Genomic DNA, 14089 nt, shown 5'->3' with positions numbered 1-14089 from the left:
ATGCCTCGATTTTATTTATTCGAGGCATTTGTTTATTTTGGTTTTAGAATTATTATTTGATGAAATCTGTAATAATTTCTAAGGTTTTCGCTTTTGCAGTTTCCAAATCGTCATTCAATAAAATGATATCAAAGTCTTTTGCTTTTTCCATTTCAATTCCCGCTTTGTCCAAACGTTGTTTCAATTTGTCTTCGCTTTCTGTGTTGCGAGAAATCAAACGTTCTTTCAAAATTTCTAAAGATGGAGGATTTACAAACACTGTTAAACATTGATCTCCGTACAACTTTTTGATATTCAATGCACCAATAACATCAATGTCAAAAATAACAGAATTTCCTTCTGATGTAATGCGATCAACTTCCGATTTTAAAGTTCCGTAAAAATTATCGCGGTAAACTTCTTCGTGTTCTACGAATTCGTCGTTTGCAATTTTTGCCTTAAATTCTTCTGGTGTTAAGAAATAATAGTCTTCTCCGTGAGCCTCACCTTCGCGTTTATCTCTAGTTGTACAAGAAATAGAAAATTTGATATTTTCCAATTGTTCTAAAGCGTAACGAACTAAAGTTGTTTTTCCTGCGCCTGATGGAGCTGAAAAGACGATTAATTTTCCTTTTTTCATTATAAAATGTTTAACGATTGTTCTTTAATTTTTTCTAATTCATCTTTCATTTGAACGACAATTTTTTGCATTTCAGAATGATTTGACTTTGAACCTAATGTATTAATTTCACGACCAATTTCTTGCGAAATAAACCCTAGTTTTTTACCATTTGATTCAGTTCCAGCTAATTCTTTCAAGAAATATTCGCAATGGTTTTTTAGACGAACTTTTTCTTCAGTAATGTCCAATTTTTCCAAATAGAAAATTAATTCTTGCTCAAAACGATTTTGATCAATATCAACTTTTACTTCTTCTAAACGTTTATTGAAACGTTCTTTGATTGTCTCAATTCGTTCTTTTTCAAAAGGCACAACTTGTGTTAAAAGCTCCAAAATATTATTCAAGTTTAAAGTCAAATATTTCTCTAAAACTTTTCCTTCGTCTAATCTAAATTGATTTAAAGCGTCAATAGCGTTAATAATTGTTGCACGAATTTGATTCCATTCGTCTTCACCCAAATCGTCTTGCGTGTACGAAATAACGTCTGGAAGGCGCATTACTACAGGTAACAATTCACCATCAGTCACATTTGGCGTGATTGATTTGAATTCTGCCATATAACTTTTGATTAATTCAGCATTTATATTTTGATTTCTTGCAGCAGGATTTAACTCTACCAACATCGAAAAATCAACTTTTCCACGTTGAACTTTTTCTGAAATAAGGTTTCTGATTTCTAATTCTTTTTCACGATAAAAAGAAGGAATTCTCGTGTTTAAATCCAGTGTTTTACTGTTTAAAGAACGGATTTCTATCGTTACTTTTTTCTCAGGTAATTCCAATACGGCTTTACCGTAACCTGTCATAGATGCTATCATAATTGTAAAATTATGCGAACAAAATTACAATAAATTAACGTAATGCGAACTGAATTATCATCTTTAATCATTTTAAAGTTTAACATTTTGCTAAAATTTTGATGAACTTAAAACATTTATCTTTAACAAAAAACAAACTAAAAATAACTATGACAAATCAAGAATTGTACAAAGGAATTGCAGAAGATGGATTGAGTTTACCTTCTACAATGGGAATTTTTCCTTCGTCGAAAGATTTTGTATTCTCGAGAGAATCAATCGAGAAAAGTTTGAAATTAACTAATTATTTTCAATTAATTAATTTTGATCTTATCGAAATTGATAAAGACGAAAATGGAGCGGTGAAGCAAGAATATCAACTTGTAGTGTCTTATTTGGAGGAAGAATTTGATGTGAATTTGTATGTTGTGGATGCGAGAAGTAACGATTATTCTGAATTTGGTTTTGGAAATATGATTTCGGATGAAGAAATGGAAATTGCAACGCAACAAGATTTTTATTTGGAATCTGTGATGTATTTCGGAAATGACGCGTTGGATAGTTTTCATTTGCAACTAAAAATTATGCAAGCCATTGTCGAGAATCCGTCTATTGTTGTCGATTTTATGCCTTATCGTTTGCTTTCTGGTAAATGGGCGAAAGTGACAGCAGAGTCAGAAATTCCGCCTGCGCCTTCGTATTTATATGTGATTCATGGCGTTTATGATGAGGACGAAGATGGCGATCGCGTGTATTGGATGCATACGCATGGTTTGCATCGTTGCGGTTCTGTGGAATTGGAAATGTTGAACATCAAAGATGGAGTAGAGCAGATGAATTCGGCTTTGGATATGATTGTAAATGCGTTTATTAAACCAGATTTTCGTTCGCCAGAAAATGAAGAATTTAATATTGGTTATGATGGTTTGGATATTACATTTTGTTGGAAACGTTGGGAAGATGTGGTGAAAGATTATCCTGCAACAATTCCGGGAGGTTACAATGAGCGTCAGCCAGAAAACGAAAATTACGAACCTTGTGGCGTTTTGTTAGGGGTTCAAGAAGGACATACATTAACGCCAGAAGTTTATGCGGCAACAATTGCAGATAATCCGATTTTCTTTATCAGCGATCAGGAAACGGAACGAATGTCAGCCTTGGCTTATCAACGTTTTGAATCTTATAAAAAAGCATTTAACACGTATTTTAATCCAGAAGCAGATGAAGAAAATTATTATCGATTTTTAATCAAATTAGGATTTGATGTTGATCATGAAATGAATAAGGAACATATTTGGTTTGATGTGTACGGAATCAATGAAAACAACGAAATTTTTGGTGTTTGCTTGAATCGTCCTTATGCTGTAGAAGGTTTGAATGAAGGAGATGAAGGTCTTTATCCGCAAGAAATGATTACCGATTGGTTAATTTACACGCCGACAAACACCATCACTCCTGATAATATTTACACTATTGATTAATCAACGCGCCATTTTTCCAAACATACGTTGGTTGTAATTGCCCTTGATAATAGATAATATTACGATAATCGAAGGTAGAGAAGCTTATAAAATCGGCTTTTTTACCTTTTTCTATTGTGCCACGATCAGCTAAATTCAATGCTTTTGCTGCACGAAAAGTAATTGCTGCTAAAACTTCTGCCATTGATAATTTCTCGAAAGTAGCCAAAATAGAAGCTTGTGTCAAAAGATTTCCCATCGGAGCCGAACCAGGATTCCAATCTGAAGCAATCGAAACGCAACAACCAGCATCTAACAATTTTCGAGCAGGTGCATATTGCATTCCCAAACCGATAGAAGCACCAGGTAAAACTGTTGCCACAACATCAGAATTGGCAAGATTTTTCACTTCTTCTTCTCCTGAAAATTCTAAATGATCTGCACTCAATGCGTTATATTTTGTTGCTAAATAACTTCCTCCAGCTGTAAATTGATCGGCGTGAATGGTAATTTCAAATCCTTGATTTTTTGCTTCATTCAAGAAATAATCGCCTTCTTCAACAGAAAAAGCAGATTGTTCCACAAAAATATCCACACGATTTGCTAAATTATCAGCTTTCAATTTTGGAAAGACTTCTTTCACCAAAAGTTCTAAATATTCTTTGTTCGAACCTTCAAAATCTTTTGGTTTCATATGCGCACCTAAAAAAGTTGGAATTAAATCAATTTCACTTTCTTGATTCGCCATATTTATCGCTTCCAACATTTTAATTTCGCCTTCAACAGAAAGTGCATAACCCGATTTAACCTCAGCAGTTGTGATTCCTTGTTTGGCTAATTGCGCAATATGTTTTAGCGTAATATCTTTCAGTTCGTCAACTGTTTTCTTACGTGTTTCTGTTACAGTAGACCAAATTCCACCACCACTTTCGGCAATTTCTAAATAAGTTTTTCCGTCCAAACGCATAGCAAAATCTTTGGCGCGATTTCCTCCAAAACAAACGTGCGTATGCGAATCAACAAGTCCAGGAAGAAGAATTTGTTCCGTTTTAATTTGTTCAATTTCGATGGTTGGATGTTGTTGAGAAAGTGTTTCGAAATTTCCAATTTCTACAATTGTTTCATCATCAATAATAATTCCTCCATCTTCGAGAACTTCGATTTGGTTTTCGTGAAGTGCTCCTTTTAAAGGTAGATTGGCAAGTGTTATAATTTGTCTGAAAGGACCGATTAATTTCATTTTTGTTGTTTTATAACACAAGTTTACGAAATTTAAGGGAGATTGTGTTCGAATTTCGAAACTCGATTACCGAATTTCGAAGTTTTTACTTTTTCTTCAAATAAGTTGGGTCGTTTGGGTATTTAATTAGTCGTTCCTTAACAAAACCCACTATTTAATTTATTTTTAAAAACAGGATTAGAAAACAGCATAATTTGTATCTTATAAAATAAGATAATAATTTTCTGTTTCAGTAGTTCCATCATTTTCTTCATGTTCCAAGCGGTTGCAGCTAGTAATGCATTGATTTGTGGTCCCGTTTCTCCCATGAAGTAATTTTTTGCCAGCCTAAAATCGGTTTTTAAATGTCCGATGATAGGTTCTATTGCCGCTCTGGTTCTAAATTTTTTGCGCTTTGTCTGCTTTTGATAAGCAGTGTCTTTTTTTCTTGGAGTGCTTGGGATGGAGATTTTCACGCCCTTTATTTCTGATTTTCCTCTGCCACCTCTATCGTAAACGAGTTCTTTTGGGAGCTTTTGACCACCGGTTTCCATCTGTTCCAAAAGTGGTTCTATGGTGTGACCATCGTAAGGAGTTTGCAAAAATGCTTTAATCCCGAGAATGATTTTCTTGCCTTTGTTGGCGGTGGTTATCAAACCTACCTTATTCCCAAATTCATACTGGCTATGCGCTTTTCCTTTGGCAATACATCGGGTAAAAGGCTTGTGAATGCTGTAAATTTTATCGGCATCGTTTCTTTTTTGTGTGACAACCTTGGTGTACAATGTCATTAAATCTTTATAAAATTCTTGCTGTTCTGCATTAAAATTCCGTTGCAATTCACGAATCAGTCTCATGGCGATGGTTTTGAGCTGTCTTTGAGATTTCCTTGCCGCTTTTGCCCGCTTGGGATGTTTTCCGTTGTAGGTGTTGCGCACCATTTGTTTGCTGACTTTTGTGTAGCGTTGTCTTTGTTTTATGCCTTCATTTCCGGCTATTTTGTTGCAATAATCGATCACTTTTTTGCACAATTTTGCATCGGTAGGAAAAGAGGTATTATTCTCCTGAACGGTAGTATCGGACAAAACAAAATTTGAGGTGTTCGTCTTGGCATCGTGCATTCTTACGCTGTAGGCAAAGATTTTTTCGATGCCTTTTTCGCCAATTCTTTTTCGGAAATGAACAAAATTACTCGGGTCACAAGGAAATTCGTGTTCAAAGAAAACCCTGCCACAAAAATGCTGCATATAAGGATTCATGATCCAGGCTTTTTCCAACGTCTCATCGCCCAAATTATACAAATGTTTCAGTAGCAAACAACCCACCATAAACCGAATCGGATGGCTCGGATTGCCCACTTTGGAATACAAGGACGAAAATTCTTTCTCAAAATAATTCCAATCTATTTTTTCTGAAAGTAGAACAAGTTCATGCTCGTGGTCAATAAAATCCACCAACATTGGGCGGAATAATTCTGGCTTCTTTTCTGGATTTTTCCCCAACATATTTGCAAGGTTTTAAAGCTCTAAGATACAAATTCTTGCAATAAAAAACAAACTTTTTAAACCCAAAATACTAATAATCAGTAAATTATAAGTAGTTTAAGGAGAGACTAATTACTTTGACTAATGTAATAATTGTAAAAATAACGAAGATTAATATCACGATTGCGCTAAGAATGATGCGGTTATTTTGTTCGTTGTTGAACCCAAGGTAAAGCTCGAAAGCTGCCCAAACAATCATTAAAATTTGTGGTAATAGTGCGCCGAAAATATTTTTTGTCATTTTATTCTTCTATTGAGCTGTAAAAATAAGAAAAATAAAAAACCTGCTTATTATAAGCAGGTTGAAAATATTATTGAGATACTAATTTTGTTTCATTAAGAATTGGTTCTCTTTTCAGAATGTAAGTTGCCACTTCTATAGTTTCTTCTTTTTCTTCGAAAATTGGAGCTTCTTGCATAAATGCAGTTGCTGGCGCTTCTTCTACTTTTGGTGGCGTGTTATCAAATTTGTAATTAAATCCGATTCCAAGTGTTTGTTTTGCTTGCGTTTTTTTTATTTGATCTTCGTCATACAATAAGTTTATTGTAACCTGAGCAGAGATAAATTTGTTAACTTTTAAATCTAGAATACCATCATAGGCTAAATCCATATTCCCAAATTTGTTTAAATAATCTGCATAAATTCCTAAACGGTTATCGTATGTGATTCCATCCATAATTTGGATTTTGTATCGAGCACCTAAATAAGCACCAAATTCAAGTAATGTGTTATCTCCATCGTTTTTAAGACCAAAGTTTCCTTTTTTCTGTAGGTCTTTATCCATTACAAAAGTCATTCTAGGCGTGAATGGATGAATATTAATTTGGAAATTTTCGTTTGGTTTGTAATCAACACCCAATCCTAAACTCAAATATCCAGGAGCTAAAATATTTGATATTTTAACTCTCGGATCTGGAACATAGTTGTAACCAGCAGAGAATTGAGTACGAAAAATCATTGCAGATGCTAAAAACCAATTATTTTTAATTTTGTAACCATAAGAAGAATAAAATTCTAACATATCATTAGTTTTGCGAGTATCATCTTTATTGGCTTGTATACCATATGCCATTACAACTCTATTATCCCAAATATGTTTATCACGAGTAAAATTGAATTCATAGTCTAATGATCCATTAAGCGCAAAAGAATTAATTCCTCCTGCAATCCAATTGCTGTACGCATTTTGAGAAAATAAAAGTGAATTATTTCCTGATCTGAACCAGCCAAGTTGACGTCCATCAAATTTTTGATCTTTTAAATAACGTTTGCTATCAGTAGACACTTTACCATCTTTAACAGATTGAGCAAAACTTGTAGCACTTCCTACAATTGCTAATGCAAATAAATTTTTTTTCATATATATTTAGTTGATTTATAAAGGTTTATTCCAAAAATATGGATTCTGATTTAATATACGTTGATTTTTCGTCAATTGTATTTTTATCAAAAACTTGATCATAGTTTTGCTTCTCCAGTTTTATTCTAGGTAATTTGACTGGAGAAATGCCAGATGTATCGAAATATGGGAGAATTTCCTTCTTTCGACGTTTCTTCTTATCTTTTTTCTTAGTACTGTCTATTTTATACGTTAAGCCAATCCCAAGAGCTTGTTTAAACTGTGTTTGCGCAACTTGATCTTCATCGTAAATCAAATTAATGGTTAATTGAGTAGACATAAAATTATTAATTTTCATGTCTAATAATCCAGCATATACAATATCGAGGTTATAAAATTTGTTCGAATAATTAGAGAAAATTCCAATATTATTATCGTAAGTGACATTATCAAAAAGTTTTAGCTTATAACGTCCACCTAAATATGCACCAACTTCGAAAAGAAACGTGTCGCCATCATTTCGCAAACCATAGGTTCCTTTCTTTTGCAAATCTTTGTCTGCAACAATTGTTGTTCTTGATGTTAAAGGTTGAAAACTGACAGAAAAATTAGAATTTGGTGTATAATTCGCACCGATTCCAATTGTTACATATGCAGGCGCAAACAAATTTGATAGTTTTGTTTTTGGAGTTGTTCCGTAATTGTAACCAGCAGAAAACTGTGAACGAATATTAAGTGATGAGGTTAGATACCACTTTTCTTTTATCAAATATCCATAAGAAGTTGTGATATTTAGATTGTCAGCAGTCTTACGCGTTCCATTGGTTTTATTGTCTAAAAAACCATATTCAAAAATAAAACGATTGTCCCAAAAGTGTTTCTTTTTTCGGAAATTAAATTCGTAATCAGCTTTAGCATTTAGTGAAACCGAATTTTCACCTCCTGCCATCCAATTGGAAAAGGTATTTTGATTAACGGTTAAAGTATTTGCACCATAAATTTCCCAACCCGATTTTCGTCCTGTAGTATCCACTTTGGATTTCAGATATTTTCGACCATCAATAATTAGATTTCCACTAGTATCTAAAAATTGAGCCGAACTAAAAAGTGATAGGACTAAAAATATAATTGAGAAAATTAGTCTCATTTTAAAAAAAAATATCTTTGTTTAAAATTGAAAAATTCCAAACAAAGATATCTAATTTATTTTGTAAGGCTAAAAACCTTTCTTAATTATTTTGCCAACCTTTTAACCATTTTACCAATGTATCCACCCATTCTTGACGATCATTCAAACAAGGGATATATGTAAATTGTTCACCACCAGCTTTTAAGAATTCTTCTCGACCTTCCATCGAAATTTCTTCCAAAGTCTCCAAACAATCCGAAACAAAGGCAGGGGTGCAAACCGCTAAATTCTTAACGCCTTGTGCAGGAAATTCTTCTAACATGTGGTCTGTATAAGGTTTAATCCAAGGGTCACGACCTAAACGAGACTGAAAAGAAGTGGTATATTTATCTTCTGGTAATTGCAAATATTCGGTTACCAAACGTGTCGTTTCAAAACATTGATTACGATAAGTTTCAATAGGTAATTTGCTCACTTTTGCAGCACGAAGTGCTTTATTATCGTGACGTTCTGGAATTCCGTGATAAGAAAACAATAATTTATCAAAATTCTCAGGTAATTTTTCTTTGATTGATTCAGCTAAAACTTTGATATAATCTGGATGATTGTAAAAAGCTTTCAAGAAATTAATTTTCGTGTCTTTGTAGCTTTTTTTCTGGATTTCAAGCACTTTATCTGCAACAGTTTCTGTAGAAGACATCGTGTATTGAGGGTATAAAGGAACAACCAAAATGTCGCGAACTCCTTTGTCATAAAGCTCTTGTAAACCAGCTTCTATCGAAGGATTTTTGTAACGCATTGCCAAAACAACTGGAATATCCATTTGTTTTTGTACCATATCTCTCAAAATTTTAGAGTAAACAATCAAAGGAGAACCTTCTTTTGTCCAAATTTTTCGGTAAGCTTCAGCAGATTTTTCGGGTCTTTTTGGTAAAATAAATAATTCAACAATAGTTTTACGAATAATCCAAGGAGAATCTAAAACTTTCTTATCCATTAAAAATTCGCGTAAATAAGTTCTTACGTCTTCAACATTGGTAGAATCGGGCGAACCTAAATTCACTAATAATATTCCTTTGCTCATAATTCTTTTTATCTAAAAAAATATTGCGTTCTTTGTAGGTGTAAAAGTACGGAGGATAATTTAATTTGTCCTTCGTAATATCATCATTATAATTTATATCATCATTTTATGTCAGATTTATTAAATCCTGATAAAGAATTTTATCCAGACGACGATCTAAATCACGAAAATACTGTTCGTCCGCAAAGTTTTGATGATTTTGCTGGACAAGCTCATATTCTCGAGAATCTAGAAGTTTTCGTAAAAGCTTCTAAACTTCGTGGCGAAGCATTAGATCACGTTTTGTTGCATGGACCTCCAGGTTTAGGAAAAACTACATTGGCGAATATTATTGCGAATGAATTAGGCGTTGGAATCAAAATTACCTCTGGACCAGTTCTCGATAAACCAAGTGATTTAGCTGGTTTGTTGACGAATTTGGAAGAAAATGATGTGCTTTTTATTGATGAAATCCATCGTATGTCTCCTGTTATTGAGGAATATTTGTATTCGGCAATGGAAGATTTTAAAATTGATATTATGATCGAATCTGGACCAAATGCGCGTTCGGTTCAAATTGGTCTGAATCCTTTTACATTAATTGGCGCAACAACACGTTCTGGTTTATTAACTGCGCCACTTCGTGCTCGTTTTGGAATTAATTTCCGTTTCGAATATTATAATGTCGAATTATTAAGTACGATTGTTGAGCGATCTTCTCGTATTTTAGATACACCAATTGACGAAAGAGCAGCGATAGAAATTGCAGGTCGTAGTCGTGGAACTCCCCGTATTGCAAATGCATTATTGAGAAGAACACGAGATTTTGCTCAAATAAAAGGAAATGGAAAAATTGATTTATCAATTGCTGAATTTTCTCTAAAAGCCTTGAAAGTTGATGATAATGGTTTAGATGAAATGGATAACAGAATTTTATCAACTATCATAGAAAAATTTAAAGGTGGACCAGTCGGAATTACAACTTTAGCAACAGCAGTAGGAGAAAATGGCGGAACATTGGAAGAAGTTTACGAACCATATTTGATTCAAGAAGGTTATTTAATGCGTACTGCTCGTGGACGTGTAGCAACAGAAAAAGCTTTCAAACATATTGGCGTAAAATATCGTGGAGAAAATTCACCTCAAACCGATTTGTTTGATTTGTAATTTTGTTCTAAGTTCTAAGTTCTAAGTTCTAAGTTCTAAGTTCTAAGTTCTAAGTTCGTTGTCATTCCGACGTTAGGAGAAATCTAAGATTCTTCATTTCACTAATGTTTCATTCAGAATGACAAGTAACTGAGTTCAACAATATTTATTTAGAAATGATTGAAATCCGTACATTAAAAAACATTCCTTATACAGATATTGTAAATGTCTTTAATCTGTCTTTTTCAGATTATTTTGTTCCTGTAAAATTAACTTTGGAACAATTTGAAGCTAAATTAGAGAATGAAAATATTCGTTTAGATTATTCTGTTGGTGCTTTTTCTGATGATAAATTAATAGGTTTAATTCTTCATTTTTATAATGATTCGAATAAAACAAAAAAAGTTTATAACGGAGGTACAGGTGTAATAAAAGAATATAGAGGTCAGAATTTAACTATAAAAATGTATGAATTTATTCTTTCAATTTTGAAAGAAGATAAAATAGATTTTATTGAATTAGAAGCTTTAGTAGAAAATACACAAGCAATAAAATCTTATGAAAAAGTAGGGTTTGAAAAAGTAAGACAATTAAAATGTTTTAGTGGAGAAATTAAATCATCATTGAAAAACGATAATATTTTAATCAAACCTTTAAGTTTATATAATTGGAATAAAAATCAATCTTTTTGGGATATTGAGCCTACGTGGCAAAATTCAAGTTTTGTATTAGATAAAATTTTAAAAACAAATATTTCATATGGAGCTTTTATTGAAAATGATTTAGTTGGTTATATTATTTTTAATCCGATAACCAAAAGAATTCAACAAATTTCTGTAGATAAAAATTATAGAAGAAAAGGAATTGGAACAAGTTTGATTTTTGAAATTCAAAAACAATTCAATGAATCAATTTCAATAATTAATGTAGATGATAAATCGAAAGAAACAATCAGTTTTCTTGAAAATATTGGATTGAAAAATACAACGAATCAATTTGATTTTAAACTTAGATTAAAATAAATGCTCCTTCAAACAGAAGAACATATCAAAATAAAATGGTCCCATCGCATCAAAGAAAAAGCTGAAGCGTTGGGATTTATTTCTTGCGGTATAGCCAAAGCTGATTTTTTAGAAGAAGAAGCACCTCGTTTAGAAGCTTGGTTGAAGAATGATTTTCATGGCGAAATGCTGTATATGGAAAATCATTTCGATATGCGATTGGATCCTCGAATTTTGGTAGAAGGAGCAAAATCTGTGATTTCGTTGGCGTATAACTATTACCAAAATTTAGATCGAAATCCAGATTCTTATAAGGTTGCGATGTATGCGCAAGGCGAAGATTATCACTTTGTCGTGAAGGAAAAAGTGCGCGAATTATTAGATTTTATTCAAGAAGAAATAGGAGAGGTGAGTGGACGAGCTTTTACAGATTCAGCTCCAATTCTGGAACATGCTTGGGCAAAAAAAACTGGAATTGGTTGGGTTGGAAAAAATTCGTTGACATTATCTAAACAAAAAGGTTCGTTTTTCTTTTTGTCCGAATTAATTATTGATTTGGATTTAGCCTATGATTCTCCAATCGAAACGGATCATTGTGGAAAGTGTACGCGTTGCATTGATGCTTGTCCAACTGAGGCAATTTTACCCAATAAAACAGTGAATGGAAGTCAATGTATTTCATATTTTACAATTGAATTGAAAGATCAAATTCCGACCGAAATGAAAGGGAAATTTGATGATTGGATTTTTGGTTGTGATGTTTGTCAAGAAGTTTGTCCATGGAATCGTTTTTCGTTGCCAACGAAAGAAACTCGTTTTGTTGGTCATGAGAAAATTAATCAATTCTCAAAAAAAGATTGGGAAGAAATTACGGAAGATGTTTTTCGAGAAATTTTTAAGAAATCGCCTGTCAAACGTACAAAATATGATGGTTTGAAAAGAAATATCGATTTTGTAAAATCACTATAATTCGTGAAAATTTTTGGTTTAGATTTTGTTAGCTTTACTTCAAGAAAATCGAATCAAAAAATGAAAAAAAGTTTATTCATTCTTACTACTTTTTTAAGCTATTTTGCGCAAGCTCAATTTGGGATTGTCCAAGATAAAGATGGTTTTGTAAATGTGAGAGATGAAAAAAGTACTTCATCTAAAATTGTTGCTAAAGTCAATTCAAATTCTATCTATCCAATTGATTCTGATGAAGAAAATTCGAAATGGTATTTGGTCGAATATCAACCTGAAAAAGCTGGTTATGTTTACCATGATCGAATCAAAAAATTAGAAGATTTTGAATCGATTTCACCAACTTCGACAAATGATTCTAAAATAGAATTTTCGGTTGCAGATTATATTATTCAGCTCGAAACGCAAACATTTAATTCAAAAAAGCATAAAATTTTCAAGGAAGGTGATTTTGTTTATGCGATTGATGAAAAAGATTTTCTTGGTTCGGACGGAATGATTCCTCAAACAGAATTCAAATCGTTTAAAATATCATTCAAAGGAAAAGAGATTATCATTCCAAAAGAATATTTTACCAATTTATATAACGCAAATTTATCCGCTACAAAACTTACTTACAATAAAGAGTTAAATCAATATTATTTGTTTGGGACATATAGCGATGGAGCTGGAGTTTATGATGCGCTTTGGGTGTTGGATAATGGGAAAATTGTAAAACATATTGCTCAAATTAATGCTTATGCTTAGTCGTTTTTTTTCAATTTTAGGATGCTTTTTGCTATTTACTTCGATAATGTTTGCTCAAAAAGTAACGACTTCCAAATTTGGAGATATTTCGTACGAAATGACACAAAAACAAGTTGCAGCTTTAACGCCAAATAAATTAGCTCTTTATGATGTAAATAATCCTGAAATGCCTGAACAGGACATTGAGTTGAATGGAATTAAATATCATATTTCGTATTATAGAAATTTGAAAACGAAACAATTCGAAGTCTATATGGTTTCGTCTGTTAGCGCTCAACTTTCGACTTTATCAGGAATAAAAATTGGAAGTTCGTTGGATGATTTATGGAAAGCGTACAAAAAATATGATATTTCGGTGCAAGATATTTTTGAAGATGACGAAACAAAATCGGTCAGAGCTTTTGCAATAAATGATCTTGATAATGGATGTACATTAGATTTTTATTTAAAAAATAATAAAGTCGTAAAAATGGTTTTGTCAAATGAATCGGGTTTTTTAAATAACAATATTTATGAAAACTAAAATAGCTTTAGTAGGATTTTTCTTACTTTCAATAGTTGGATTTGGTCAGATTTCTACAACACGAATGAATGAGTTGAAAATTGGAATGCGTCCGTCCGAAGTATTAAAATTGTTAGGTAAAAAACCTGCTGCAATTGTTGATGAAGGAGAAACGAAAATAACTTTAAAAGGAATTGATTACACAATCGAAATAAGAAGTGGTTATTTGAGCAAAACAGAAAATGACACCTATTTAAGTTCTATTTCGACAACAAGTAAAAACATTAAAACCTTATCTGGAATTGGTATTGGCAGTACGTTGGAGGATTTATGGAAAGCTTATTCGTCGAAATACAATGTGTTGTTGGATAAATCGAATAATAATTACAGAGAATTTAGAATTGACGATAGAGAAAATGGTGTAATATTGACTTTTTCTTTGAAAAATGAAATTGTAACAACAATAGGATTGAGTTCTTATAATCCAGAAGAATGTACACTTTAAAATAATGAATAA

Annotated in this window: 14 protein-coding genes; 7 read left to right on the top strand and 7 right to left on the bottom strand. The window is 32.4% G+C overall.

Features of this window, described 5'->3' with window-relative positions; all coding sequences use genetic code 11:
* Positions 1–52: 52 nt before the first annotated feature.
* Positions 53–619 carry a guanylate kinase gene (gene gmk, locus FH779_RS12810; protein WP_135834340.1) on the bottom strand — a complete coding sequence of 189 codons (567 nt, stop codon included), beginning with the start codon at positions 617–619 and terminating at the stop codon, positions 53–55.
* A complete protein-coding gene (locus FH779_RS12805; RefSeq protein ID WP_244957959.1) occupies positions 619–1479 on the bottom strand; it encodes a YicC/YloC family endoribonuclease in 861 nt (286 codons plus the stop codon). The genes gmk and FH779_RS12805 overlap by 1 nt, the downstream gene beginning before the upstream one ends.
* A gap of 149 nt (positions 1480–1628) precedes the next feature.
* On the opposite strand from FH779_RS12805, the gene FH779_RS12800 reads away from it, so the two are divergent.
* Entirely contained in the window at positions 1629–2939 is a 1311-nt protein-coding gene (locus FH779_RS12800; RefSeq protein WP_180904982.1) for a DUF4026 domain-containing protein, read from the top strand.
* Here FH779_RS12800 and hutI read toward each other — a convergent pair.
* From hutI to hemH, 5 genes are all read right to left on the bottom strand, one after another.
* Positions 2929–4158, bottom strand: coding sequence for an imidazolonepropionase (gene hutI / locus FH779_RS12795; RefSeq protein ID WP_180904981.1), 1230 nt, complete (start codon positions 4156–4158; stop codon positions 2929–2931). The genes FH779_RS12800 and hutI overlap by 11 nt on opposite strands.
* A gap of 137 nt (positions 4159–4295) precedes the next feature.
* Positions 4296–5642 carry an IS5 family transposase gene (locus tag FH779_RS12790; RefSeq protein ID WP_180904470.1) on the bottom strand — a complete coding sequence of 449 codons (1347 nt, stop codon included), beginning with the start codon at positions 5640–5642 and terminating at the stop codon, positions 4296–4298.
* 350 nt (positions 5643–5992) lie between these two features.
* Positions 5993–7042: a DUF3078 domain-containing protein gene (locus FH779_RS12785; RefSeq protein ID WP_180904980.1), complete on the bottom strand. Its 1050-nt coding sequence runs from the start codon at positions 7040–7042 to the stop codon at positions 5993–5995.
* Between the two features lie 25 nt (positions 7043–7067).
* A complete protein-coding gene (locus FH779_RS12780) occupies positions 7068–8168 on the bottom strand; it encodes a DUF3078 domain-containing protein (RefSeq protein WP_180904979.1) in 1101 nt (366 codons plus the stop codon).
* Positions 8169–8250: 82 nt separating this feature from the next.
* Positions 8251–9234 carry a ferrochelatase gene (gene hemH, locus FH779_RS12775; RefSeq protein ID WP_180904978.1) on the bottom strand — a complete coding sequence of 328 codons (984 nt, stop codon included), beginning with the start codon at positions 9232–9234 and terminating at the stop codon, positions 8251–8253.
* A gap of 108 nt (positions 9235–9342) precedes the next feature.
* On the opposite strand from hemH, the gene ruvB reads away from it, so the two are divergent.
* The 6 genes from ruvB to FH779_RS12745 all read left to right on the top strand — a co-directional run bounded on the left by ruvB (position 9343) and on the right by FH779_RS12745 (position 14077).
* The gene (gene ruvB, locus FH779_RS12770; RefSeq protein WP_038332085.1) at positions 9343–10380 is read left to right on the top strand and encodes a Holliday junction branch migration DNA helicase RuvB; all 1038 of its coding nucleotides are present in this window, start codon (positions 9343–9345) and stop codon (positions 10378–10380) included.
* A 155-nt stretch (positions 10381–10535) separates the two neighbouring features.
* Positions 10536–11381, top strand: coding sequence for a GNAT family N-acetyltransferase (locus tag FH779_RS12765; protein WP_180904977.1), 846 nt, complete (start codon positions 10536–10538; stop codon positions 11379–11381).
* Entirely contained in the window at positions 11382–12329 is a 948-nt protein-coding gene (gene queG / locus FH779_RS12760) for a tRNA epoxyqueuosine(34) reductase QueG (protein ID WP_180904976.1), read from the top strand.
* A 60-nt stretch (positions 12330–12389) separates the two neighbouring features.
* The gene (locus FH779_RS12755; RefSeq protein WP_180904975.1) at positions 12390–13070 is read left to right on the top strand and encodes an SH3 domain-containing protein; all 681 of its coding nucleotides are present in this window, start codon (positions 12390–12392) and stop codon (positions 13068–13070) included.
* 46 nt (positions 13071–13116) lie between these two features.
* Positions 13117–13593 carry a hypothetical protein gene (locus FH779_RS12750; protein WP_115001438.1) on the top strand — a complete coding sequence of 159 codons (477 nt, stop codon included), beginning with the start codon at positions 13117–13119 and terminating at the stop codon, positions 13591–13593.
* Positions 13583–14077, top strand: coding sequence for a hypothetical protein (locus FH779_RS12745; protein ID WP_115001436.1), 495 nt, complete (start codon positions 13583–13585; stop codon positions 14075–14077). The genes FH779_RS12750 and FH779_RS12745 overlap by 11 nt, the downstream gene beginning before the upstream one ends.
* Positions 14078–14089 lie beyond the last annotated feature (12 nt).

The sequence above is a fragment of the Empedobacter falsenii genome (assembly GCF_013488205.1).
Taxonomy (GTDB): Bacteria; Bacteroidota; Bacteroidia; order Flavobacteriales; family Weeksellaceae; genus Empedobacter; species Empedobacter falsenii_C.
Note: the sequence above shows the minus strand (reverse complement) of the source record. Positions and strands in the feature narration are given on the sequence as shown.

Excerpts from the sequence above, each read along its gene's own strand:
- gmk (WP_135834340.1), bottom strand. The coding sequence starts at position 619 with ATGAAAAAAGGAAAATTAATCGTCTTTTCAGCTCCATCAGGCGCAGGA.
- FH779_RS12805 (WP_244957959.1), bottom strand. The coding sequence starts at position 1,479 with ATGATAGCATCTATGACAGGTTACGGTAAAGCCGTATTGGAATTACCT.
- FH779_RS12800 (WP_180904982.1), top strand. The coding sequence starts at position 1,629 with ATGACAAATCAAGAATTGTACAAAGGAATTGCAGAAGATGGATTGAGT.
- hutI (WP_180904981.1), bottom strand. The coding sequence starts at position 4,158 with ATGAAATTAATCGGTCCTTTCAGACAAATTATAACACTTGCCAATCTA.
- FH779_RS12790 (WP_180904470.1), bottom strand. The coding sequence starts at position 5,642 with ATGTTGGGGAAAAATCCAGAAAAGAAGCCAGAATTATTCCGCCCAATG.
- FH779_RS12785 (WP_180904980.1), bottom strand. The coding sequence starts at position 7,042 with ATGAAAAAAAATTTATTTGCATTAGCAATTGTAGGAAGTGCTACAAGT.
- FH779_RS12780 (WP_180904979.1), bottom strand. The coding sequence starts at position 8,168 with ATGAGACTAATTTTCTCAATTATATTTTTAGTCCTATCACTTTTTAGT.
- hemH (WP_180904978.1), bottom strand. The coding sequence starts at position 9,234 with ATGAGCAAAGGAATATTATTAGTGAATTTAGGTTCGCCCGATTCTACC.
- ruvB (WP_038332085.1), top strand. The coding sequence starts at position 9,343 with ATGTCAGATTTATTAAATCCTGATAAAGAATTTTATCCAGACGACGAT.
- FH779_RS12765 (WP_180904977.1), top strand. The coding sequence starts at position 10,536 with ATGATTGAAATCCGTACATTAAAAAACATTCCTTATACAGATATTGTA.
- queG (WP_180904976.1), top strand. The coding sequence starts at position 11,382 with ATGCTCCTTCAAACAGAAGAACATATCAAAATAAAATGGTCCCATCGC.
- FH779_RS12755 (WP_180904975.1), top strand. The coding sequence starts at position 12,390 with ATGAAAAAAAGTTTATTCATTCTTACTACTTTTTTAAGCTATTTTGCG.
- FH779_RS12750 (WP_115001438.1), top strand. The coding sequence starts at position 13,117 with ATGTTTGCTCAAAAAGTAACGACTTCCAAATTTGGAGATATTTCGTAC.
- FH779_RS12745 (WP_115001436.1), top strand. The coding sequence starts at position 13,583 with ATGAAAACTAAAATAGCTTTAGTAGGATTTTTCTTACTTTCAATAGTT.